Consider the following 22,849-nt stretch of genomic DNA (forward strand, 5'->3'; position numbering starts at 1 on the left):
CCATGTGCCTGGCGGTACCCGGCAGAGTGCTGGACATCGAGGAACGTGACGGCACCCGGATGGCCAACGTCGACTTCGGCGGGGTGGTCAAGGAGGTGTGCCTGGAGTACCTGCCCGACCTCCAGGTCGGCGAGTACGCCATCGTCCACGTCGGCTTCGCCCTGCAGCGCCTGGACGAGGAGTCGGCGCGGCAGACGCTCGAGCTGTTCGCCGAACTCGGCACGTTGCAGGAGGAGTTCGGCGACCCCTGGGAAATGGCCGCGGAGGCGGGCGGGGTGCTGCCGCCCGCACGCGAGGAGGCGCGGAAGCAGTGAAGTACATCGACGAGTTCCAGGACCCGGATCTGGCACGCCGGCTCCTCGACGAGATCCACGCCACGGTGACCAGGCCCTGGGCGCTGATGGAGGTCTGCGGAGGACAGACGCACAGCATCATCCGCCACGGCATCGACCAACTGCTGCCCGACCAGGTCGAACTGATCCACGGGCCCGGCTGCCCCGTGTGCGTGACCCCGCTCGAGGTCATCGACAAGGCCCTGGAGATCGCCTCCCGACCCGAGGTGATCTTCTGCTCCTTCGGTGACATGCTCCGCGTGCCCGGGACCGGACGGGATCTGTTCCAGGTACGGGGAGAGGGTGGAGACGTACGGGTCGTCTACTCCCCGCTCGACGCCCTCAGGATCGCCCAGCAGAACCCCGGCCGGCAGGTGGTGTTCTTCGGCATCGGCTTCGAGACGACCGCGCCCCCCAACGCGATGACGGTGTATCAGGCGCGCAAGCTCGGCATCCGGAACTTCAGCATGCTGGTCTCCCATGTGCGCGTGCCGCCCGCCATCGAGGCGATCAGGCGGTCCCCGCAGTGCCGGGTGCAGGGGTTCCTGGCCGCGGGGCACGTGTGCAGCGTGATGGGGATCGACGAGTACCCGGAGCTGGCCGAGCGCCACCGGGTCCCGATCGTGGTGACCGGGTTCGAACCCCTCGACATCCTGGAGGGCGTGCGCCGGACCGTGGCCCAGCTGGAGCGAGGCGAGCACACCGTCGACAACGCCTACGCGCGCGCGGTGCGCCCCGAGGGCAACCCGGCCGCCAAGGCCATGCTGGAGGACGTCTTCGAGGTCACCGACCGCGCCTGGCGCGGCATCGGTGTGATCCCGGACAGCGGCTGGCGGCTGTCCGCCGAGTACCGCGACTACGACGCCGAGCACCGCTTCTCGGTCGAGGGCATCCGGACCGAGGAGCCGGCCGCGTGCCGCAGCGGCGAGGTCCTGCAGGGCCTGCTCAAGCCGCACGAGTGCGAGGCGTTCGGCACCGTGTGCACCCCGCGCAGCCCGCTCGGCGCCACGATGGTCTCGAGCGAGGGCGCCTGCGCCGCGTACTACCTCTACCGGCGCCTGGACACCACCCCTGCGGCCCGGGAGGCGACCTCCGTTGTCTGACGCCATCGACCTGACCGCGCCCCTGCCGGACCCCGCGGCCTGGACCTGTCCGGCCCCGCTGCGCGACCAGTCCCGCATCGTGATGGGCCACGGCGGGGGCGGGGCGCTGTCCGCGGAACTGGTGCAGGACGTGTTCGCGCCCGCGTTCGGGGGCGAGGTGCTGCACCGGCTCGGCGACGCCGCCGCGCTGTCGCTCGGCGGTCTGCGCCTGGCCTTCTCCACCGACTCCTTCGTGGTGCGGCCGCTGTTCTTCCCCGGCGGCAGCATCGGCGACCTCGCCGTCAACGGCACCGTCAACGACCTCGCCGTCAGCGGGGCCCGGGCGGCCTACCTCTCCTGCGGGTTCATCCTGGAGGAGGGCGTCGAGATCGACACGGTCACCCGGGTCGCCGACGCGCTGGGCGCGGCCGCGCGGGCGGCCGGGGTCGATGTGGTGACGGGCGACACCAAGGTGGTGGAGGCCGGCCACGGCGACGGCATCTACATCAACACGGCCGGGATCGGGCTCATCCCGGCGGGTGTCGACCTGCGGCCGCAGCGGGTCGTCCCCGGTGACGTCGTGATCGTCAGCGGTGCGATCGGCGTGCACGGTGTGGCGATCATGAGTGTGCGGGAGGGGCTGGAGTTCGGCGTGGAGATCGTGAGTGACTGCGCGCCGCTCGGCGGACTGGTGGACGCCATGCTCGCCGTCACCCGGGACCTGCACATGCTGCGGGACCCCACGCGGGGCGGGCTGGCGGCCGCTCTGAACGAGATCGCCGCCGCCGCGGGCGCCGGGGTCGTCATCGAGGAGCGCAAGGTCCCCGTCCCGCCCGCCGTCGCCAACGCCTGTGCCGTGCTGGGCCTGGACCCCATGTACGTGGCCAACGAGGGCAAGCTGGTGGCGTTCGTGCCCCGCCAGCACGCCGACGCGGTGGTGGACGCGATGCGGGCGCATCCGCGCGGTGCCGAGGCCGCGATCATCGGCGAGGTGGTCCGGGACCATCCCGGCATGGTGGTGGCCCGTACCGGGCTGGGGGGCACGCGGGTGGTGGACATGCCGCTCGGGGAGCAACTGCCCCGGATCTGCTGACCGGAGGGTACCGAGGCGCCGCTGCGCCGGCTCGTCGAGTCTGGCGGACATGACAGCCGCGCTGCCGCGCACGGGGGAGCCGGTTCCCGCGGGTGGAACTCGCCGTTCAGCCACCCCGGTTGAGGCTGCGGTTGCGTCAGGCGCCGCCGCTCGTGCCGGATGTGCGGGTGTGGGCGGTGGGCCAGCCCGACCCGCGGACGTGCCCCGCCGCAAGGGCCCGGACCTGGACCGGCTGGCCCGGGTCCGCAACCGGGCCTCGCTGCGCGGCGCCGAGGAGGCCGTGCTGATCACCCCGTCCGGGGTGGTGCTGGAGGTCGCCCGCTCCAGCGTGGTGTGGTGGGGGGAGGACACCGTGTGCCTGCCCTCACCGCACCCGCCCGTCCTCGCCGGGGTGACCGTCGCCCTCATCCAGGAAGGCGCCGCCCGGATCAGCGCCGCGATCTGCGCCTCGTCGAAGGCCTCCGCCGCTTCGGCATGGACCCCGTCCGGGACGTGCCCGTCGTGCACCGGGGTCACCGCCTCGGTCAACGCCAGTGCGGCACGCTCCCGCTCGGTGAAGAACGGCGTCTCCCGCCAGGCGTTGAGCGCGTAGATCCGCTGCTCGCTCTGACCCTGGGCGCGGGCGTCCTTGGTGTGCATGTCGAGACAGGACGCACACCCGTTGATCTGCGAGGCCCCGAATGCGGATCAGTTCCAGGATTTCCGGCTCGACCTTGGCGTCCAGCGCCGCGGAAACTGCGGCCTGGTGCAGCACGCCCATGGCACCCGACACCTCGGGAGTAACGCGCTTGAGGGAGGCTCGGGAAGGAGATTCGCTTTTGACCATGGGGCGACTTTGTCCCTGAAATGAGGACCGGCCGGCGGGACACCGGGAATTCCTTTCACGCCGATCCCCTGTACACCTCCTTCACGTTCGGGCGCGGCGCGGGGCGATGGCGGGCGGCCGGGCCGAGCGCGAAGGCGTGCAGCAGGTTCTCCGTCGTCCGGGTGACGAAGGCGCGGGTGCGGGCGTCCATGCCGTGGTCGTGGCCCCCGTCCGGGGTGCCGGCCATCAGGGCCTCCACCCAGCGCATCGTGCCGGTGGCGAAGACCCCCGCCCCGCTCGGCACCGTGTAGTACGCCGAGTCGCTGGTGCTGCGCCGGCCGTTGCACACCAGCGGCGAATGGGCCGTGATCTCCAAGGGCTCCGGGACGGGGGCGTCCGGGGTGACCCGGTCGTACTCCACACCGACCAGATGGCCGAAGCCGTCTCCGGGGCGTACACCCGTCCCCTCGTAAAGCCAGTGGTCCGCCGCGTGCACGACGTACCGCGCGTCCGTCGGATACCCCTCGTACAGCACGCCCGTCATCGACGACTCCGGGTCGGCCCCCGGGGCCTGACGGAAGTCCGTCGTCACCAGCCTGGGGTGGGTGCTGTAGCAGGGGTCGGCGCGGAAGGAGGACTTGTAGCAGACCACCGTACGGTCGGGCCTCGCCTCGCCCTGCTCCAGCCGGACCCGGCGGAAGCAGGTGTTGGCGCCGAGGAAGGCCACGTTGGTGCCCGCGTCGCGAGCCTCGGTGACGTGCCGGCGCTGCTCCGGGGTCCAGTACTCGTCGTGACCGAGGCAGATGACGGCCCTCGCCCCGCGCAGCACGCCCGGGTCGCGGTGGACGTCCATCCCGGTGGTGTAGGCGAGGGGAACGCCGAGCCGTTCGGCCAGCACCACCGCCGCCCGCTCGTACACCAGGAACTTCTCCGCGCCGCTGGAGTCGTAGGGCCGGTCGAAGCTGACGGCGAGGGACCGGGCGGCATACGCACCGGAGGGACCCTCGTAGAGGCTGTAACCGCCCCACCGGTTGTACGCCTGCCAGGTCGCCGGGGCGTGCATCAGCACCGTACGGCCCGCGCCCCGCGTGGAGCGCACGATCAGCGGGACGTACCGCCGGTGGCCGCCCTCCGCGTCCAGCCGCAGCAGATACGCGCCCTCCGGCCAGCCCGCCGTGCTGAAGGCGAGCGTGCGCTTCCAGTCGGTGCGAATGGTGCGGGTGCCGGACGTCAGTTGCGGCTCCGCCTGGACGCGGCCCCTTACGCGCCCGGAGGACCAGACCAGCCGGGCCTCGGCCCCGCCGTACCACCCCACGCGGAAGGCCGAGACACGGAAGGAGGAGGCGGTCGTCGACACGTACAGACCGCACTCCTCGCCCGGGGTCACGCTCACCCGGTCCGCATACCCGACGACGGCCGCCGCGGGACCTTGGGAGCGGATACGCCAATCGGGCGTCCCGGCGCGGTCCCGCTCCGCCTCGGGGCGGTGCGAAGCGGCCGCCGACGGATGGTCGTGTGCGGAAGGGGCCGGGTCGCAGGCGGCGGCCGCCGCGACGAGCCCGGCGCCCGCGCACGCTTCCAGGAAGGTCCTGCGCCGCAGCCCCGGTATGTGCTCCGTCCCGTGCCGCGGCACCTCTCGCTGGTCAGGGCCCACATCGCCTCCCGTCATCGCCTCCCGTGCGTCCGGCTCGGGTGTCCACCGCTCCCTCCGCGAGTCAGCGTGGCACAGCACGCGGGGGCCCGCGCCTCAAGGAGGCGCCGGGCGCAGCGCCTGCAGCACCGCCCATGCGACGGACACGAACGGCACGGCCACCACGGCACCGATCACGCCCGCGACGATGCTGCCCGCGAGGACGGAGACGGCGACGACCAGAGGGTGCAGGCGGACGGCCCAGCTCATCACGAGGGGATGCAGGACGTGCCCCTCGATCTCTCCGATGACGACGATGAGCAGCACCACGGCCGCCGCCGTGATCGGACCGCGCCCGGCCAGGGCGACCACGGTGGCCACAGCGAGCGCCACCGGCGAGCCGACCAGCGGCACGAACGTGGCGAAGAACTCCAGCAGGGTGAGCGGCAGCGCGAGCGGCACCCGAAGCAACAGCAGGACGATGCCGACGAGGATGGCGTTGGTTGCGGCCACGATGATGATGCCCCGCGTGTACCCGGCGAAGGTCCGCCAGGCCGCGTGCCCCGCCCGGTCCCACGCCGGTCGGGCACCCCGGGGGAGGAGCTGGTCGCGCACCCAGGACCACAGGCGTTCGCCCGAGTGGATGAAGAAGACGGCGAAGAACAGCGCGAGGGCGAGCCCGGTGACCAGCTCGACGACCCGGCTCAGGCCGCTGAGGGCGCTGCTGAACACGGCTGCCCGGTGGGACGAGAGATACGAGCCGATCTGGTTCTGCAGATGCGAGAGACTCTTGTGACTGAGCCGGAGCGGCGGGCGCTCGAGCCATCGCTCGATCCTGTCGATGCCGCCGCGGAACTCCCCGGTCAGCTTTCCCCACTCGCCCGCCACCGCCTCACCCACGAGGGCGAACAGGGCGAGCAGGAGCAGCAGGCTTCCGACGAGGGAGACCGCGACGGTCAGGGGCCGTGGCAACCAGCGGCCGAGCAGGTCGGCCAGGGGACGCAGCACCGAGGTGATCACCAGTGCGAGGAACCACGAGACGGCGATGAGCTGGAAGCGGCCCAGAATGGTGAAGATGCCGTAGACGACGAGCCCGACGAGGACCAGGCGCCAGGCGTAGGCGGCGGCGACGCGCAGCCAGGGAACGACACGCTCGGACGCGGGCACCCGTTCGGTGGCCCGGGCTCGCGGAGGGAGGCGCACGGACGGGGACGGCCGGCTGCCCCGCACCACACCCACCCTGCGCCGCCCCCGCCCCGTCCCGCCCGCGTCCGCCACCACACCTCCCGCGCGCCGACTGCCGGTCACCTGCTGAAGTCAGTAGGCACCAACCGCACACGGACCGCCACACCACGCGCCCCCATGGCCGACGCCGTGACCCCGCCCCGCGCGCACCGCCGACGGGTCACTCCGAGTGAGCGCAAGAGGCCGCCGTCCGGGCGGAAAGTCAGTATCGTGAGGGCGGGAGAGTCGCCGTTGACCCGCACCCTGTCTGCGCGATCCGGCCGGAGGAATCGATGAGCGGGGAAGCGCGCGGGCGGTCCGAGCAGCACCTGCCCCAGCTGCGGCTTGACGAGCTGCTGGACGAACTGCAGGCCCGCATCGACGCGGCACGCGGCACCCAGGACCGGGTGCGCCGCCTCCTTCAGGCCGTCCTGTCGGTCGGACGCGAACTCGATCTGGCGCAGGTGCTGCGCAGCATCGTCGAGGCGGCCGTGGTGCTCGTCGACGCCGAGTACGGCGCGCTGGGCGTCATCGGCGACGACCTCACGCTCTCCCAGTTCCTCACCGTCGGCGTCAGCGAGGACGCGCGGACCGGGATCGGGGCGCTGCCCAGCGGGCACGGCATCCTCGGCGAGCTGATCCGCCATCCGGAGCCGCTGCGCCTGTCACAGCTCTCCGACCACCCGGCCTCCTACGGCTTCCCGGCCCACCACCCGCCGATGCACTCCTTCCTCGGCGTGCCGATCAGGGTCCGCGACCAGGTGTTCGGCAACCTCTACCTCACCGAGAAGCGCGGTGCCGAGGAGTTCGACGCCGAGGACGAGGCCGTGCTCTCCGCCCTGGCGGTGGCGGCCGGCGTCGCCATCGAGAACGCCCGGCTGTACGAGGAGACACGGCTGCGTGAGCGCTGGGTGAGGGCCAGCTCCCAGGTCACGAGCGCCCTGTTGTCGGGTGCCCCGAGCGCGGACGTGCTGGAGCTGATCGTCGAGCAGGCGCGCCGGATCGCCTCCGCAGAGGTCGGCATGATCGCCGAACGGGTGCCCGGGGAGGACGTGCTGCGCCCGCTGCTCGCGGTCGGTCTCGAGGCCGACAGGCGCCGCGGCCTCGTGATGTCCCGGCAGGACGGTTTCGTGGAGGCCGCGCTGAGCACCGCCGAACCGGTGGTCAGTCCCGACATCCGGCACGACCCCCGGATCGACCCGGACTCGGCGCTGTGGGCCGGACTCGGACCCGTGGTCGGCGTACCGCTGGTGGCGAGCGGCAAGTCCATCGGCGTCCTGGTGCTGGGGCGCACCGCGGGGCGCACCCCGTTCACGGACACCGACGCCGGCCCCCTGCTCGGCTTCGCGGGGCAGGCGGCGCTGGCGCTGGAGCTGGCCGAGCGGCGCCGGGACGCCGAGCAGATCACGCTGCTCAAGGACCACGACCGGATCGCCCGCGATCTGCACGACCTCGCCATCCAACGGCTGTTCGCGGCCGGCATGACCCTGCAGAGCACCCAGCGCTTCGTCGACCACCCCGAGGCCGCCGAACGGCTCTCGCGGACCGTCGACGACCTCGACGAGACCATCAAGATCATCCGGTCCACCATCTTCGGGCTGCGCGCACACGGCGACCGGCGGCGGGAGGAGTCCGGGCTGCGCAGACGGGTGTCGGAGGCGGTGACGGCGTCGGCCGACTCGCTGGGTTTCACGCCCGCGCTGCGCATCGAGGGCCTGGTGGAAACGGACGTCCCGGGTGACGTCGCCGACGATGTGACCGCCGTGCTCGGGGAGGCCCTGAGCAACGCGGCCCGGCACTCCGGGGCACGGTCGGTGGACGTCCATCTGCGGCTCTGCGGGCGCGAGCTGACCCTCACGGTGGCCGACGACGGCTGCGGCGTGCCGGCCGGTGCCGTCCGCAGCGGCCTGCGGAACCTCGAGGAACGGGCCGTCGCCCTCGGCGGCACGCTCGGCGTGGGGGAACGCCCGCAGGGCGGCGGGACACGGCTGGTGTGGCGTGTTCCTGTGCGGCCGGCGGGCGAGTGATGATGCGGCTCGGCGGGGACTGACGGTGCGGCTTGCGGGCGAGTGGTGGTGCGGCCGGCGGGCGAGTGGTGGTGCGGTCGGCGGGGACTGACGGTGCGGCTCGCGGGCGAGTGGTGGTGCGGTCGGCGGGCGAGTGACGATGCGGTCGGCGGGTGACTGACGGTGCGGCGTTCCGAAGTGCCTACGGCACGGCTCAGCGGGCGCTGCGTTCCGCCGACTCGGACGGTTCCAGATGGGTGGCGAGGACGGCCGCCTGGACGCGGCGCTGCACGCCCAGCTTGGCCAGCAGCCGCGAGATGTGGTTCTTGACCGTCTTCTCCGACAGATAGAGCCTCTTGCCGATCTCCCGGTTGGTCAGCCCGTCCCCGATCAGCGCGAGGATGTCACGCTCGCGCGGGGACAGACTCGCGAGTTCGGGCGACAGGGTCGGCTGCTCGGCGGGGTCGGCGCGCAGCGAGTGCATCAGCCGCGCGGTCGTCGCCGGGTCGAGCATCGACTGGCCGGAGGCGACGGTGCGGACCGCGGACACCAGGTCGGAGCCCCTGATCTGCTTCAGGACGTACCCCGAGGCGCCCGCCATGATCGCGTCGAGCAGCGCGTCCTCGTCGTCGAACGAGGTCAGCATCAGACAGGCCAGCTCCGGCATGTGGCTGCGCAGCTCACGGCAGACGGTGATGCCGTCGCCGTCCGGCAGGCGCACATCGAGGACGGCCACATCCGGCCGCACCGCCGGACCACGGGTGAGCGCGTGTTCGACGGTGTCGGCGTCCCCGACCACCGAGATGTCGGGTTCGGCGTCCAGCAGGTCGGCCAGGCCGCGCCGTACGACCTCGTGGTCGTCCAGCAGGAACACCCGGATCGGGTCCTGCTCGCTGAAGGTGCGCGCCTCGGCCATGACGACTCCTCGTTCCCCTGTCGAACCTCTGCCGAAGGACGGACCGTGGGCCGCCCACTGTCGACGATCATCACGCGCCCCGCCCGCACGCACTAGGGCCGACCGGCCCCACTCGCCGCCGTGCGCCCTTTTCGGCCCTGTCGCCGCGGGCCGACAGCCCCGCCGACGAGCCACCCCAGGAGGAGCCGTCCCGGTCACCTCGCCTGGCCCTCGTCAGCCGAAGGTGCCGCTGCCGTAGGGGGCGTACAGGTCCAGCAGCCGGGTGCGTTCCGAGCCGAGGCGGTAGGACAGGATGCCGCCCATCCACTGGGCGACCGCGAAGCCGAGCACCGGATCGTCCTGGCACATCGAGCGGACCGCTGCGGCGTCGAACTCGTACGCCCGCACCGGCGTCGTCGTCTTGGCGCCCAGGTGCCAGGCGTGCGGGCCGAACAGCCAGGACCAGCCGAGGAGTTCGTCGTGCCCCAGGGTCTCGATGACCGCGGCGCGGCGGCCGGGCACGTGCAGATCGAGGTCGACGGTGCCGGAGCGGATGATCCAGAACCGGTCGGCGCGTCCGCCCTCCTCGCACAGGCGCGTTCCCTGGGGGAAGGTCACCTCACGGGCGGTGCGCATCAGGTGCTCGCGGTGCGCGAGGGGCAGCGCACGCAGCATGCTGGTCGTGGGGGGAGCGTTCATCACGGCCTCCAGGGGGCGGCGTGGCAACCCGACGCTCCCAGCGTGACCCCGCCTCCCCGCCCCTGGCCATGGGCCACCCGGCCCCGGGCCGGGACGTCCGGCACCGCGCCGGCGACCCCGGCCACCTGGGGTCATGCGCCCTGGCCGGGGCCCCGGAAGGTGACTGGCCGGGCGTGGGGGCGTTGGGCCGTTCGGGCCCCCTGATGGGTCCCTGCGGCCCCTGCGCGCGACGCCGTTCCCGCGCCAGGCTCGACGCAGGGACAGCAGAGCCCGGACAGGAGGTGCGCCCATGGTCCGGCCGGTTACCGCGGGAGTCGACGCGTCCGGCGAGAGCCTCGCGGCCGCCCACTGGGCAGCCCGGGAGGCGCTGCGCCGGGGTGCGCCGCTCCACGTCGTCCACGCCTGGAGGCGGCAGCCGCTCCCGGCGCCGTCCGGCGGGTGCGGGGACGACCGGCGCGCGGTCGGGGAGCAGATCCTGGAGCGGGCCGTGCGCAGCGTTCGCGCCGCACATCAGGGGCTGGAGGTGGAGGCTCTTCTGTCGGCCGAGTCCCCGGTGACCGCGTTGCTCGCCGCGGCCGAGGATTCGGAGATGCTGGTGCTCGGATCCCGTGGTCTGGGCCGCGTCGCCGGGTTCGTGATCGGCTGGGTGTCCCAGCGTGTCGTCGCCAGGGCATCGCGCCCCGTGGTGCTCGTACGCGCCGGTGAGACCTCCGTCGACGAGCACCTGCCGGTCCTGGACGGCGTCTCGCCCGAGGAGATCCCCGAGACCCCCTACCGCGACGTCGTGCTCGGGCTGGACCCGCGGGACCCGCTCGACGAGCCGATCGGGTTCGCCTTCGACTCGGCCCGCCGCCGCGGCACCGCGCTGCACGTGGTCCACGCCGTCGGCGACGTCCATGCGCACGCGGCCGGCGGACCCGAGGTGCTGGCCGAACAGGAACACCTCGTGAACGCCGCGCTGCGGCCCTGGCGCGAGAAGTTTCCCGGGGTCCCGGTGTCCGAGACCGTCTCCACGGGCCGCCCGGCCCCGCAGCTGGTGCGGGCCTCCACCCGCGCCTGTCTCGTCGTCGTGGGGCGCCGGACGCGGGACGGCCTGTTCGGCCCGCACATCGGCTCCGTCGCGCACGCCGTTCTCCACCATGTGGCCTGTCCGGTCGCCGTCGTCCCGCATGCCTGACACCGGGCTCGGGACGGCGGTCCGGCCCCGCTGCACCATGCCGCCTGTCCGGTCGCCGTCTTCCCCTCGACGGACGGGACCGGCGGCGTTCGTATCCCCGCACAACGGGTACCCCAGCCCGCCGCGCCCGATGAACACCCCGACGACGTGTGGAGTCTCAGATGCCCGACGCCGAGCACCCCGGCACCGTACTGACCGACGAGGAACTGCACACCCTCGACGCCCACTGGCGGGCCGCCAACTACCTGGCCGCCGGTCAGATCTACCTGATGTCCAACCCGCTGCTGACCGAGCCACTCAGGCCCGAGCACATCAAACCCCGCCTCCTCGGCCACTGGGGCACCTCCCCCGGGCTCAACCTGGTGTACACCCACCTCAACCGCGTCATCAGGGCGCGCGACCTGAACGCCCTGTGCATCTGGGGACCCGGGCACGGCGGACCGTCCGTGTTCGCGGGCTCCTGGCTGGACGGCAGCTACAGCGAGACCTACCCGGACGTGACACGGGACGCGGAAGGGATGGCGAAGCTGTTCAAGCAGTTCTCCTTCCCGGGCGGCGTACCCAGCCATGTCGCACCGGACGTGCCGGGCTCCATCCACGAGGGCGGCGAACTCGGCTACTCGCTCGCCCACGCCTACGGAGCCGCCTTCGACAACCCGGACCTCGTGGTCGCCTGCGTGATCGGTGACGGCGAGGCGGAGACCGGTCCGCTTGCCGCCTCCTGGCACTCCAACAAGTTCCTCGACCCCGTCCACGACGGCGCGGTCCTGCCGATCCTCCACCTCAACGGCTACAAGATCGCGAACCCGACCGTCCTGGCCCGGCTCCCCGAGCCCGAACTCGACGAACTGCTGCGGGGATACGGCCACGAGCCGATCCACGTCACCAGCGACGACCCCCTCCAGGTGCACCGCGCCATGGCGGAGGCCTTCGACGCCGCCCTGGACCGCATCGCCGAGCTGCAGCGCACGGCACGCGAGGACGAGGCGGCCGAGCGGCCGCACTGGCCGGTGATCGTGCTGCGCACACCCAAGGGCTGGACCGGGCCCGCCGAGGTGGACGGCGAGCCGGTCGCCGGGACCTGGCGCTCCCACCAGGTGCCGCTGGCGGGCGTCCGCGAGAACCCCGAGCACCTGCGCCAGTTGGAGGCCTGGCTGAAGTCCTACCGGCCCGAGGAACTCTTCGACGCCGGCGGCCGCCCGCGCGCCGACGTGCTCGCCTGCGTGCCCTCCGGTGCCCGCAGGCTCGGCGCCACCCCGCACGCCAACGGCGGGCTGCTCGTCCGGGGCCTGCCCATCCCGTCCCTGGACGACTTCGCGGTACCCGTCGAGAAGCCGGGCTCGGCCCTGCACGAACCCACCCGCGTCCTCGGCGGCCTGCTGCGACAGATCATGAAGGACACCGCGGAACGGCGGGACTTCCGACTGGTCGGCCCGGACGAGACCGCCTCCAACCGGCTGCAGGCCGTCCTCGACGCCAGCGGCAAGGCCTGGCAGGCCCAGGTGCTCCAGGTCGACGAACACCTCGACCGGCACGGCCGTGTGATGGAGATCCTCTCCGAACACCTCTGCCAGGGCTGGCTGGAGGGCTACCTCCTCACCGGCCGCCACGGACTGTTCTCCTGCTACGAGGCGTTCGTCCACATCGTCGACTCGATGGTCAACCAGCACATCAAGTGGCTGAAGACGTCCCGGCGGCTGCCCTGGCGCGCCCCCATCGCCTCCCTCAACTACCTGCTGACCTCGCACGTGTGGCGCCAGGACCACAACGGCTTCTCCCACCAGGACCCCGGCTTCGTCGACCACGTCCTCAACAAGAGCCCGGAGGTGGTCCGGGTCTATCTGCCGCCGGACGCCAACACACTGCTGTCCGTGGCGGACCACGCCCTGCGCAGCCGCGACTACGTCAACGTGATCGTGGCGGGCAAACAGCCGTGCTTCGACTGGCTGTCCCTGGACCAGGCCCGCGCCCACACTGCGCGCGGCGCCGGGATCTGGGACTGGGCGGGCACCGAGAACGGCGGGGAGCCCGACGTGGTCCTCGCCTGCGCCGGGGACGTGCCGACGCAGGAGGTGCTGGCCGCCGCGCAGCTGCTGCGCCGGCATCTGCCCGAGCTCGCGGTCCGGGTGGTCAACGTGGTCGACTTGGCCCGGCTGATGCCGCGCGAGGAACATCCGCACGGCATGACGGACTTCGAGTACGACGGCGTGTTCACCGCCGACAAGCCGGTGATCTTCGCGTACCACGGCTACCCGTGGCTGATCCACCGCCTGGCCTACCGCCGCACCGGCCACCGGAACCTGCACGTGCGCGGCTACAAGGAGGCCGGGACCACGACCACGCCGTTCGACATGGTGGTCCGCAACGACCTCGACCGCTACCGCCTGGTCATGGACGTCATCGACCGCGTCCCCGGCCTCGCGGTGCGGGCCGCCGCCGTGCGCCAGCAGATGGCCGACGTCCGCACCCGCCACGAGGCGTGGATCCGCGATCACGGTACGGACATGCCGGAGGTCGCGGACTGGACGTGGGCGTCCTGACCCACCTGCCCAGGGCCGGTGACCCCGGGACCGGCAGGAGTGACCTCCTAAGCGGCGGGATCTCGCCCGGCTTCGGCGGTGGTCAGCAGAGGCAGGGGCGCGCAGAGGGGTACTCGAAAATCCCGTTCGCTTCCCTTCGTGCGGCCCGCTCGGGCCCGGCCGGTGATCGGGGCCGACCGGCCCAAGCAGAACCCCGCAAGGTGGGACAAGCTGGATGTGATGGGGAAATCCGGCTCGACGCCGGATGTACCGCCGTACCGGCTTCCGGACGGTCCCCGGGCCCCGGCCCGGGGGGAGGAAGGAAGGATCGTCATGAAGGGCTTCGTCTTCCACGGCCCCGGAAAGTCCGCCTGGGAGGAGGTCCCGGACCCGGACATCAAGGAATCCACCGACGCGATCGTGCGCGTCGAGACCACCACCATCTGCGGGACGGATCTGCACATCCTCAAGGGTGACGTGCCCGAGGTGCGCCCCGGCACGGTGCTGGGGCACGAGGCGGTCGGCGAGATCGTGGAGGCCGGACGGGACCTGCACGCCGTACAGCCGGGGGAGCGCGTCCTGGTCTCCTGCATCACCGCCTGCGGCCGGTGCGGCTACTGCTGGGAGCGGACGTACGGCCAGTGCCGCGGCGGCGGAGGCTGGACCCTCGGGCATGTCATCGACGGAACCCAGGCCGAGTACGTCCGGGTGCCCCACGCCGACCTGTCCGTGCACGCCATGCCCGGCGCGGTCGACAGCAAGGACGCCGTGCTGCTCGCGGACATCTTCCCCACCGCCTACGAGGTGGGCGTGCTCAACGGACACGTCCGCCCCGGGGACAGCGTGGTCGTCGTCGGAGCCGGGCCCATCGGGCTCGCGGCGATCGCCACCGCCCGGCTGTTCGCCCCCGAGCGGATCGTCGCCGTGGACCCGGCCGCGATGCGGCTGGACGCCGCCAAGGGGCTCGGCGCCGATGCCCTGGCCGACCCCGTCGATGCCCAGGAGCTGATCGCCGACCTCACCGACGGACTGGGCGCGGACGTGGTCATCGAGGCGGTCGGCGTGCCGGAGAGCTTCGAGCTGTGCACACGCGTGGTGCGGCCCGGCGGGCACATCGCCAACATCGGCGTGCACGGGCGGCCCGTGACCCTGCACCTGGAGGACCTGTGGAGCAGGAACGTCACCATCACCACCGGCCTGGTCGACACCTACTCCACGCCCACGCTGCTGCGGATGGCGGCCGCCGGCCGGCTGCCCACCTCGTCGCTGGTCACGCACACCTTCCCGCTGGACCGGATGGAGGAGGCGTACGACGTCTTCGGCCGGGGCGCCGACACCGGCGCGCTCAAGGTCGTACTGGGCGGGGAGCAGCACGAAGTCGTCGCCGTCCGGGCGACCTGACGGAAGGAAGTGACGCGCCATGCCCACACACGCATCGCCGGACGCGGTGGAGGGTCACCAGGGTCACCACCCACCCGGAAATCTCGGACGCCGGATCGCCCTGCGGCGTGAGGAGCTGGGACTGTCCCGGAAGGAGGCGGCGCACCGGGCCGGCATGGCCTCCAGCTATCTGCAGTACCTGGAGGAGCAGCCCACCGCCGCGCCCGGCGTCAGCACCCTGCTGAGGCTGGCCGGCGCACTGGAGACCACCGTGCTCGAACTCACCGGCGGGGACGTCGACCTGCCGCCCGGCCTGGGACAGGCCGGAGGGCACCCGAAGTTCACCGAACTCAGTATCCGGGAGTGCCGGGACCTGCTGTGCACGCACGGCGTGGGGCGGCTCGCGGTGCCCACGGAGTCGGGGCCGGTGATCGTTCCCGTCAACTACGGCGTCGTCGGCGGCTCGATCGTCTTCAGGACCGCCCCGGAGGCGGTGCCCTCGCAGGCCGCCGACTCCCAGGTGGCCTTCGAGGTGGACCGCATCGACGGATCGTTCAGCCAGGGCTGGAGCGTGCTCGTGTGCGGACACGCCCGCACCGTCACGGACCCCGACGCCGTCCGGCGGCTGGAGGAGCAGGCGTACAGCACGCCGTGGGCGGGCGGGCAACGGGACCTGTGGATCCGTATCGATCCCCACAGAATCACCGGACGGCGCATCACCGTATGACCGGGCCGGCGGCCCTCGCCCGGACGCCTGTGGCACGGATCGGAGGACACCATGCACGGCACCCCCCACCTCGTCGGCGACGTCATGACCCGAAGGGTCGTCGCCGTCGGCCACGCGGCGACGTTCAAGGACATCGTCAAGGCCATGGGAGACTGGAAGGTCAGCGCCCTGCCCGTCCTGCAGGAGGGCAACCGGGTCGTCGGCGTCGTCTCCGAGGCCGACCTGCTGCGCAAGCAGGAGCTCCGCGACGGTGAACCCGGCCGGTACGCGTCGCTGGAGCGGGCGGCCGACCTCGCCAAGGCCGGCGCGGTGACCGCCGAGGAGCTCATGACCGCGCCCGCCGTCACCGTCCACGTGGAGGCGACCCTCGCCCAGGCCGCCCGGACCATGGCCCAGGCCAGGGTGAAACGTCTTCCGGTGGTCGACGACGAGGGCACGCTGCTCGGCATCGTCAGCCGCTCCGACCTGCTCAAGGTGTACCTGCGCGACGACGAGGACATCGCCGAGGAGATCCGCCGCGAGATCGTCGCCCGTCTCTTCCCCGCCCCGGTGGAGCCGGTCCGCGTGGAGGTGCGGGACGGCGTCGTGCGGCTCACCGGCCGCGTCCGCGACACCGGTCTCGTGCCCGTCACGGCACGGCTGGTGCGGGGTGTCGAGGGCGTGGTGGACGTGGACTGCGCGCTCATGGGGCCGCCCCGGGTTCCGGACCTCGAGGCCGACTTCCCGCGGGACGAGGCGTCGCGGCGGCCCCGGAGAGCCGGCAGCGTCAGATGACGCGCCCCGAGAAGGTGACGACCGATGGCGACGACCTGTCGTACGGCGGGGACGAGGGTGTGGCTGTGGCGGTGGCGGCGTAATCCGCTGCTGCGGCGCAGCGACCGCTTCGAGGCCTGGATCGTCCTCGTCACCTGGTTGCTGGTCCTGCTGGCCGGGGTGCTCGCTGGGCGTGCGGCGGCGGGCGCCGTGGAACACGGTCTGGCCGTGCGGGCCGCCCACTCCAACCCCGTGCGGGCGCTCCTGACCCAGGACGCGGCGCGAACCACGGAAGACGTGCACGCCTACGGCAACGGCGGCGTGTGGGCGAACGTCCGCTGGAGCGCACCCGGAGGCCCGCACACGGGTCTGGCGAGGGTCGAGCCCGGGTTGAAGGCGGGAGACCCGGTCACCGTGTGGACGAACGACGGCGGGAACCTGGTGTCCAAACCGGCCACCGGCGCCGAGACACGGCTGCAGGCATCGCTCGTGGGCACGATCGTCGGATGCGGTGCCGCGGGCGGGGTGCTGGCCTGCGGGTGGCTGGTGCGCGGGCGCCTGGAGCGGCAGCGCATGGAGGAATGGGACCGGGAGTGGGAGTGTGTCGGGCCGCAGTGGCGGTAGGGACCTGCACCTGCTGAAGCGCGCGGTCGGCGGTCAGCCCGTCTCGGCCCCGGAGAGGTGGCAGTCCACGTCGACCACACCCTCGACGGCACGCGCCAGCCGGACGGTCATGGGGATCATGGTCGTGTCCCTCACCTTCCCCGTGAGGGTGACGACACCCTCGGCGACCATGACGTGGATCGGCTCCACGGGTGCGGGGAAGAGGACGTCGACTATGTCGCGGCGTATCTCGTCGGCGATGTCGTTCTCCTCCCGCAGGAACACCTTGAGCAGGTCGGCGCGGCTGACGACCCCCTCGAGGAGCCCCTCGTCGTTGACCACGGGGAGCCGCTTCACCTTGCGCAGGGCCATGATGCGGGCGGCCTGGGCGAGGGTCGAGTCGGCGTGCACGGTGACCGCCGGAGCGGTCATCAGCTCGCCCGCGGTCAGCGCCCCGGCCTTGGCCAGGTCGGACAGGCGCCGCGCCAGCGTGTACGGGTCCGGATCGCTGTCGCGGAACTCCTCCTTGGGCAGCAGGTCGGCCTCGGAGACCACGCCGACCACCCGGCCCTCGCCCTCCAGCACGGGCAGCGCGCTGACCTTCCACTGCTCCATGAGCCTGACGATGTCCTTGAACGGGGCGTCACGGCCGACGGCGACGACGGTGTGCGTCATCACGTCGCTGACGACGTGCGGGCCGGCGGTCACGGTTCCTCCTCGGCGTCGGACACGGTCCCCGGCGGTCGGGCACCGGCTCTCAGGGGCTGCCGCTGCCGTAGGGGCCGTACAGGTCGAGCAGCCGGATGCGGGCCGCGTTCAGCCGGTGGGCGAGGACCTGGCCCACCCAGACGGCGACGGCACGGCCGAACTCGGGGTCCTCGGCGCACATCGCCCGCACGGTCACCGCGTCGAACTCGTAGGCCCGCACCGGGGACATGGCCTCGGCACCCGACTGCCAGACATGCGGTTCGAAGTGCCAGGACCAGCCCACCAGCTCGCCGTGGCCCAGCGACTCGATGACGGCGGGCCGGCGGCCGGGCACATGCACGTCCAGGGCCACGGTGCCGGTCCGTACGATCCAGAACCGGTCGGCCCGCCGGCCTTCCTCGAACAGCCGGGTCCCCTCGTCGAAGGAGACCTCGCGGGCGATCCGCATCAGCCGCTCGCGGTGCTCGGCGGGAAGGGCCGCGCCCACGGTGGTGACAGAGGCCATGGCTTCACTGTCCTCTCGTTCCTGCCGCCGCGAAGGCCGGGCGTGCCACACTCGGCGCTGGGACTCCACAGGACGCATGACGGGCGGGAAGGACCCATCCGGTTCTCTCGGATCCTGATTGCGCGGTGCGCGGCCGCCGGCCGCTTCCCCGCGTCTTTCGCAGGTCCTTCCCGTCACCATCAGCACACCACGCACCCGCCGCGGCCACCAGGGCCGATCGGCCCCATGGCCCTCCAGGGGCGCGAAACACCCGTCACGGTCGGGCAGGGCCGGCCATGCCGGCCATCTGGACGATGTCCTCGGAGGCGACGTCGTGCAGCCGGATGGCGAGGTCCTCCAGGGCCCGGCTGGCAGCGAGCTCGTCGCCGATCTCGGGGATCGGCCGGTCGACGGGGTTGCGCCGGGCCGCGCCTCTGCCGGCGACGGTCGACGTGTCAGGCGTCCTCAGCACGGCGCGGGCATGGGTGTCGTCGCCGTCCTCGGTGATGTAGATGTCCACGGTCCACTGCTTGGCTTCCATCGGGATCACTTCCCCGCACCACGAGGTGTTCGTCCCTCTTCTTCGGCTTCTTCCAGCCTGCGCCTGTCTCCAGGTCCGGTCCACACCGGCGTGCCGCGGCCGTGGGCCGCACCTGTGACGGATCACACCGTTTGGTGGGCTCCCCCTGTGATTGGCGCCATTTCTCCGTTTCCGGCCGGCCGGTAGCGTGACGCCGATGTCAGCCGATCTGTCCCCCGTCATAGCCGCCACCACCCAGTGGCTGCTGCGCTCCTATCCCGGGACCGGAGGAGCCCTGGACGCCGCCCTCGCCGAGGCCCAGGCGTCCCAGGCCGTCATGGTCGCCGCCTGGCTGCGCTACCCCACCGAGGCCGACGCGGCCCTCGTCGTGTTCGTCGGGCCCGGCGGCTCCGACCGCCTGGACTGGCTGACCGGAGCGGAGGCGGCGGCCGTCGACGAGGCCGACGCCGGCTGGCGGACCTGGGTGGACGAGGTGGTCGCCAGCTGGGCGGCCTGCCTGCTGACCATGCCGTCCCTCGCCGGTGACGCCGTCGCGGCACTCGACGGCAGCGAGCACGCCCGGGGGCTGGTGTTCGACTTCCGTAGGCTCACCGACCCGGGTGAGCAGGACCGCAGGGCGGCGCCCCTGCTGCGCCACCCCGACCTGCTGGCGCCGCTCGCCGGCCTGCACCGGGACTCCCTCGTGAAGCGACTGCACGGCGAGCCCGTGGACGAGGGCGGCCCTCTCGGGGACCCGGTCGCCGGCTGACGCGGGTGGGCCGCGAGGGCGCCGGGTGACTCGGCCCCGAGGACCCTGAGGGACGGGATCGCCGACATCCGAGGCGCCCGCACCCTTCGCTCCCCGACCGGCCGACCGCGGGCGACTGCTCCCGTGTCCAAGCCGGCGGCTCCCGTGTCCAAGCCTGCGGCTCCCGCGTTCAGGCGGGCTGCTCCCTCGTTCAGGAGCGGCCGCGGCCGGTGACGAAGTCGCGGACCCGGTCGACCAGGCCCGTCCCCGGCGCGAGCAGTTTGTTGAGCGGCGGTGTGTCGGGAGCGGCCGGGTGGGGGCGCGTGGGGGCCGTCTTCTTGGCGGTGCGGATCTTGTCGCCGAGCTGGTCGAGCATCTCCTGGCCGCAGGCCTGTCGCAGCCTGGGAAAGAGGTTGTCCTCCTCGTCCTGGACGTGCGTGGTCACCTCGTTCTTCACGGTCATGAACGTCCGGTCGAACTCGGGGTCCTCGACGGAGCACCCCTCCAGCTGTTTGAGGGCCTGCTCCACCCTCGCGTGGTCGGCGAGCTCCTTGTCGGCGATCGCGCCGCCGCCCTCGACGTGCTCCCGCACCGCCGGGTACAGGTACTGCTCCTCCGCGACGGAATGCCGTACGAGTTCGATCGTCATCTCGTCGGCCAGCTTGCGGCGGTCCTTGTGGCCGCTGGGCAGCGACTCGATCCGCTGGAAGAGGCTTTCCACCTCCCGGTGGTCGGTGGTGAGCTCGGCGATGACGTCGCCACCGTGTGCCATGGCGGCCTCCCTGTGACGTGGCTGATGTGTGGGGCGGACGGCTGTCCGGGCTGCTTGTGGCAGCCCTGAACCGCCCGGACATCATTTCCCCGGACAAACAGGGCGATAACGGCAGCCGCCGGTAGTCCCCGGATCGGCCGAACGGCCACCTCACCGGTGCGGCTCGGGGAGCGCGACGTCACTCGAAGCGTGAGGTGTCGCCCGCTCCCTTGCGTACGATCTCGGGCTCGCCCCCGGAGAAGTCGATGACCGTCGTCGGTTCGGTGCCGCAGTCCCCGGAGTCGACCACGGCGTCCACGACGTGGTCGAGCCGCTCCTTGATCTCCCAGCCCTGGGTCAGCGGCTCCTCCTCGCCGGGCAGGAGCAGGGTGCTCGACAGCAGCGGCTCGCCGAGCTCGGCCAGCAGCGCCTGCGCCACCACGTGGTCGGGGATGCGGACCCCGACCGTCTTCTTCTTCGGGTGCAGCAGCTTGCGCGGCACCTCTCGGGTCGCGGGCAGGATGAACGTGTAGCTCCCGGGCGTCGAGGCCTTGATCGCGCGGAACACGTCCTTGTCGACGTACACGAACTGGCCGAGCTGCGCGAAGTCCCGGCAGACCAGGGTGAAGTGGTGCCGCTCGTCGAGATGGCGGATCGCCCGGATACGCTCCATGCCGTCCCGGCTGCCCAGCCGGCAACCCAGCGCGAAGCAGGAGTCCGTCGGATACACCACGAGCGCACCGTCACGGATGCTGTCGGCGACCTGGCCGATCGTGCGTGGCTGCGGGTTGTCGGGATGAACGTCGAAGTACTTCGCCATCCGCCGAGTGTCGATCACGCGGGGGTGCGCTGTCCACGTGGCCGAACCTCGGGCGCACATGTCCGTGGTGCGCAGACCCTTGACGGCGAGTCGGGCTCCCGGCTTCCGTTGGGTCTGAGGTCACCGGGCGGCGGGGTGTGCCGCCCGGCAGGGGTTCGGCTTGCCGCGGTGGTCAGGCGGGGGCCGCGACCGGCTCGCGTCGTCCGGCCCTCGCGGCCTCCCGCTCCCGCCCCGTGGCGTCCGCCGTGAGCGGCAGAGCGCGCGGGAGGGGGCGGGTCTCGCGCAGACTCGGCGCGGGGCCCACTGGCACGAGCGCAGCGGGATCGCCGGCCCGGGCCCGTTGCGAGAACCAGATGATCTTTCCGCCGGCGTCGGTGGCGCAGCAGCCCCAGCCGTTGCTCAGCGCCGCGATCTGCACCAGACAGCCGCTCGGCGCGTAGTGCGGCCGGATGTCGCGCTCGCTGTCCTGGACAGCGGTGATCAGGTGGTGACCGTTCCACCACATCTCGATGGTGGTGTTCTTGTCCGCGGCGTGGGCGTCGATCGTCCGCAGCAGCGCTTCGGCGCACTGGCAGACGGGTTCGACGAGGATCTCCAGATCCCAGTAGCGGAGGTGGGCGGCCAGGATCCGCCGGACATGCCCGATCCGCTCCGGGCTGACCTCGACGTCGAGGTGGTAGTAGCAGGGCGCTGCGGTCTTCATTGTCGTTGGCTCCTCACCGGCGCAAGCTCTCGCTCCTCCTCGCCCCTGTGGGCGGGCCCCGATCACGAAGCGTGAGCGGTCGTCGCTCTCGAGTCAGTCCCAGAGTGCGAGCACTACTCCATTCGTGCAACAGGAAGCCCTTCAGCCCCGGTGATTGAATGCCGAACAGGACGCTGAGTGATGGGCCGTGCACCATAGGTGAAACGCTCAGCGCTGAGATCGGAGGTGACCGGTGCCATGCCCCTGCCGGCCAGAGCCGAGGTCGCCAGACATCTGAAGCGGTATCGGGAGTGGGAGCGCCTGATGCTTGCGTCCCCCGACGACCGGGAGGTGCGCGGCGCTTTCGAGAGCACCGGCTACAGCCTGTGCGTGCTCATGGGGGAGCGCTGCGCACGCGAGGCCGCCGACGCCGCCGAGCTGTATCTCCGCACGCACAGTGAGCGGACCGCACGCCCCTCCCCGGCAGCTTCGACGGACGGGTAGGCAGAGCGCCGTACGCAGCCCTGGACCCATGACCGCAGAGCCGGCGCCCACCGAGCTCGTCGACGGCGAAGGAGGCGAAGACGGATGGAACAGCAGGCCGCGCACCGGGACGGGGCGAGCCCTGTCGCCGGGGGCGCGAGGGCCTCGATCGGACGCATACCGATCGTGGACGTCCGTCCGGCCGTCGACGGCGGCCGACGCGCCGCCAAGGCGGTGGAGGGGGAGACCTTCCAGGTCACCGCCACGGTCTTCGGTGAGGGGCAGGGCGCGATCGGCGCCAACGTCGTCCTCTGCGACCCCGAGGGCCGCCCCGGCCCGTGGACGCCGATGCGCGAGCTGGAGCCGGGCAGCGACCGCTGGGGCGCCGAGGTGACCCCGCTGTCGGCCGGCCGCTGGACCTACGCCGTGGAGGCGTGGAGCGATCCGGTCACCACCTGGTGCCGGCACGCCCGGATCAAGGTTCCGTCCCGCATCGACGTCGCCCTGGTCCTGGAGGAGGGCGCCGACCTCTACGAGCGCGCGGCCGGGGGAGTGCCGCAAGCACCGCTGGGGGAGCTGCTGCGCGCGGCAGCCCGCGCCCTGCGCGACGAGTCCCGCCCACCGGTCGCACGCCTCGCGGCTGCGCTGACGCCTGAGGTGGATGCGGTGCTGGCGCGGTATCCGCTGCGTGAACTGGTGACGTCCTCTGATCCGTTGCCGTTGGTGGT

General features: G+C 72.4%; 23 protein-coding genes and 2 pseudogenes. 14 read left to right on the top strand and 11 right to left on the bottom strand.

Annotated elements, in window-relative coordinates:
• Nucleotides 1-2 precede the first annotated feature (2 nt).
• The 4 genes and pseudogenes from AB0N14_RS23370 to AB0N14_RS23385 form a co-directional block, all read left to right on the top strand.
• Nucleotides 3-314, top strand: coding sequence for a HypC/HybG/HupF family hydrogenase formation chaperone (locus tag AB0N14_RS23370; protein WP_366027634.1), 312 nt, complete (start codon nt 3-5; stop codon nt 312-314).
• Entirely contained in the window at nt 311-1,435 is a 1,125-nt protein-coding gene (gene hypD / locus AB0N14_RS23375) for a hydrogenase formation protein HypD (protein WP_366027635.1), read from the top strand. Before AB0N14_RS23370 ends, hypD begins: the two co-directional genes overlap by 4 nt.
• Nucleotides 1,428-2,507, top strand: coding sequence for a hydrogenase expression/formation protein HypE (hypE, locus tag AB0N14_RS23380; RefSeq protein ID WP_366027636.1), 1,080 nt, complete (start codon nt 1,428-1,430; stop codon nt 2,505-2,507). Before hypD ends, hypE begins: the two co-directional genes overlap by 8 nt.
• Before the next feature lie 49 nt (nt 2,508-2,556).
• A pseudogene (locus AB0N14_RS23385) lies at nt 2,557-2,871 on the top strand (aminotransferase class IV); the annotation flags it as partial.
• A gap of 53 nt (nt 2,872-2,924) precedes the next feature.
• On the opposite strand, the pseudogene AB0N14_RS23390 reads toward AB0N14_RS23385, so the two are convergent.
• The 3 genes and pseudogenes from AB0N14_RS23390 to AB0N14_RS23400 all read right to left on the bottom strand — a co-directional run.
• A pseudogene (locus AB0N14_RS23390) lies at nt 2,925-3,333 on the bottom strand (carboxymuconolactone decarboxylase family protein); the annotation flags it as partial.
• 55 nt (nt 3,334-3,388) lie between these two features.
• On the bottom strand, nt 3,389-4,966 hold the full coding sequence (locus AB0N14_RS23395) for a N,N-dimethylformamidase beta subunit family domain-containing protein (RefSeq protein WP_366027637.1): 1,578 nt from the start codon (nt 4,964-4,966) through the stop codon (nt 3,389-3,391).
• Nucleotides 4,967-5,059: 93 nt separating this feature from the next.
• Nucleotides 5,060-6,220: an AI-2E family transporter gene (locus AB0N14_RS23400; protein WP_366027667.1), complete on the bottom strand. Its 1,161-nt coding sequence runs from the start codon at nt 6,218-6,220 to the stop codon at nt 5,060-5,062.
• A gap of 239 nt (nt 6,221-6,459) precedes the next feature.
• On the opposite strand from AB0N14_RS23400, the gene AB0N14_RS23405 reads away from it, so the two are divergent.
• Nucleotides 6,460-8,193: a GAF domain-containing protein gene (locus AB0N14_RS23405; protein WP_366027638.1), complete on the top strand. Its 1,734-nt coding sequence runs from the start codon at nt 6,460-6,462 to the stop codon at nt 8,191-8,193.
• Nucleotides 8,194-8,386: 193 nt separating this feature from the next.
• Here the strand turns inward: AB0N14_RS23405 and AB0N14_RS23410 are convergent, their stop codons facing one another.
• Complete coding sequence (locus AB0N14_RS23410; RefSeq protein WP_366027639.1) at nt 8,387-9,088, bottom strand: response regulator transcription factor; 702 nt, start codon at nt 9,086-9,088, stop codon at nt 8,387-8,389.
• 213 nt (nt 9,089-9,301) lie between these two features.
• Nucleotides 9,302-9,766: a cyclic nucleotide-binding domain-containing protein gene (locus tag AB0N14_RS23415; protein ID WP_366027640.1), complete on the bottom strand. Its 465-nt coding sequence runs from the start codon at nt 9,764-9,766 to the stop codon at nt 9,302-9,304.
• 289 nt (nt 9,767-10,055) lie between these two features.
• On the opposite strand from AB0N14_RS23415, the gene AB0N14_RS23420 reads away from it, so the two are divergent.
• The 6 genes from AB0N14_RS23420 (at nt 10,056) to AB0N14_RS23445 (ending at nt 16,946) form a co-directional block, all read left to right on the top strand.
• The gene (locus tag AB0N14_RS23420) at nt 10,056-10,943 is read left to right on the top strand and encodes a universal stress protein (protein ID WP_366027641.1); all 888 of its coding nucleotides are present in this window, start codon (nt 10,056-10,058) and stop codon (nt 10,941-10,943) included.
• A gap of 161 nt (nt 10,944-11,104) precedes the next feature.
• Complete coding sequence (locus tag AB0N14_RS23425) at nt 11,105-13,483, top strand: phosphoketolase family protein (RefSeq protein ID WP_366027642.1); 2,379 nt, start codon at nt 11,105-11,107, stop codon at nt 13,481-13,483.
• Between the two features lie 312 nt (nt 13,484-13,795).
• Nucleotides 13,796-14,863 (top strand): zinc-dependent alcohol dehydrogenase family protein, encoded by a 1,068-nt coding sequence (locus tag AB0N14_RS23430; protein WP_366027643.1) that lies wholly within the window; start codon nt 13,796-13,798, stop codon nt 14,861-14,863.
• Between the two features lie 19 nt (nt 14,864-14,882).
• A complete protein-coding gene (locus AB0N14_RS23435; protein ID WP_366027644.1) occupies nt 14,883-15,569 on the top strand; it encodes a pyridoxamine 5'-phosphate oxidase family protein in 687 nt (228 codons plus the stop codon).
• Between the two features lie 51 nt (nt 15,570-15,620).
• Nucleotides 15,621-16,343, top strand: coding sequence for a CBS domain-containing protein (locus AB0N14_RS23440; RefSeq protein WP_366027645.1), 723 nt, complete (start codon nt 15,621-15,623; stop codon nt 16,341-16,343).
• Nucleotides 16,344-16,367: 24 nt separating this feature from the next.
• Entirely contained in the window at nt 16,368-16,946 is a 579-nt protein-coding gene (locus AB0N14_RS23445) for a hypothetical protein (protein WP_366027646.1), read from the top strand.
• A 33-nt stretch (nt 16,947-16,979) separates the two neighbouring features.
• Here the strand turns inward: AB0N14_RS23445 and AB0N14_RS23450 are convergent, their stop codons facing one another.
• The 3 genes from AB0N14_RS23450 to AB0N14_RS23460 all read right to left on the bottom strand — a co-directional run bounded on the left by AB0N14_RS23450 (nt 16,980) and on the right by AB0N14_RS23460 (nt 18,658).
• Complete coding sequence (locus tag AB0N14_RS23450; protein ID WP_366027647.1) at nt 16,980-17,633, bottom strand: CBS domain-containing protein; 654 nt, start codon at nt 17,631-17,633, stop codon at nt 16,980-16,982.
• A 49-nt stretch (nt 17,634-17,682) separates the two neighbouring features.
• Nucleotides 17,683-18,138: a cyclic nucleotide-binding domain-containing protein gene (locus tag AB0N14_RS23455; RefSeq protein WP_366027648.1), complete on the bottom strand. Its 456-nt coding sequence runs from the start codon at nt 18,136-18,138 to the stop codon at nt 17,683-17,685.
• Nucleotides 18,139-18,391: 253 nt separating this feature from the next.
• Entirely contained in the window at nt 18,392-18,658 is a 267-nt protein-coding gene (locus AB0N14_RS23460) for a DUF1876 domain-containing protein (RefSeq protein WP_366027649.1), read from the bottom strand.
• A 196-nt stretch (nt 18,659-18,854) separates the two neighbouring features.
• On the opposite strand from AB0N14_RS23460, the gene AB0N14_RS23465 reads away from it, so the two are divergent.
• On the top strand, nt 18,855-19,406 hold the full coding sequence (locus AB0N14_RS23465; RefSeq protein ID WP_366027650.1) for a hypothetical protein: 552 nt from the start codon (nt 18,855-18,857) through the stop codon (nt 19,404-19,406).
• Between the two features lie 190 nt (nt 19,407-19,596).
• Here AB0N14_RS23465 and AB0N14_RS23470 read toward each other — a convergent pair whose 3' ends face one another.
• The 3 genes from AB0N14_RS23470 to AB0N14_RS23480 all read right to left on the bottom strand — a co-directional run bounded on the left by AB0N14_RS23470 (nt 19,597) and on the right by AB0N14_RS23480 (nt 21,659).
• Nucleotides 19,597-20,157 (bottom strand): hemerythrin domain-containing protein, encoded by a 561-nt coding sequence (locus tag AB0N14_RS23470; RefSeq protein ID WP_366027651.1) that lies wholly within the window; start codon nt 20,155-20,157, stop codon nt 19,597-19,599.
• 178 nt (nt 20,158-20,335) lie between these two features.
• Nucleotides 20,336-20,956: an L-threonylcarbamoyladenylate synthase gene (locus AB0N14_RS23475; protein WP_366027652.1), complete on the bottom strand. Its 621-nt coding sequence runs from the start codon at nt 20,954-20,956 to the stop codon at nt 20,336-20,338.
• A gap of 172 nt (nt 20,957-21,128) precedes the next feature.
• Nucleotides 21,129-21,659: a pep a2 gene (locus tag AB0N14_RS23480; protein WP_366027653.1), complete on the bottom strand. Its 531-nt coding sequence runs from the start codon at nt 21,657-21,659 to the stop codon at nt 21,129-21,131.
• A gap of 237 nt (nt 21,660-21,896) precedes the next feature.
• Between AB0N14_RS23480 and AB0N14_RS23485 the strand changes: the two genes are divergently transcribed.
• Both AB0N14_RS23485 and AB0N14_RS23490 read left to right on the top strand, forming a co-directional pair.
• Complete coding sequence (locus tag AB0N14_RS23485) at nt 21,897-22,142, top strand: DUF5133 domain-containing protein (RefSeq protein ID WP_366027654.1); 246 nt, start codon at nt 21,897-21,899, stop codon at nt 22,140-22,142.
• An 84-nt stretch (nt 22,143-22,226) separates the two neighbouring features.
• On the top strand, nt 22,227-22,849 hold a 623-nt coding region (locus AB0N14_RS23490; RefSeq protein WP_366027655.1), incomplete at its 3' end, for a maltotransferase domain-containing protein.

This window comes from Streptomyces sp. NPDC051104, from assembly GCF_040682835.1.
Lineage (GTDB): Bacteria > Actinomycetota > Actinomycetes > Streptomycetales > Streptomycetaceae > Streptomyces > Streptomyces cynarae.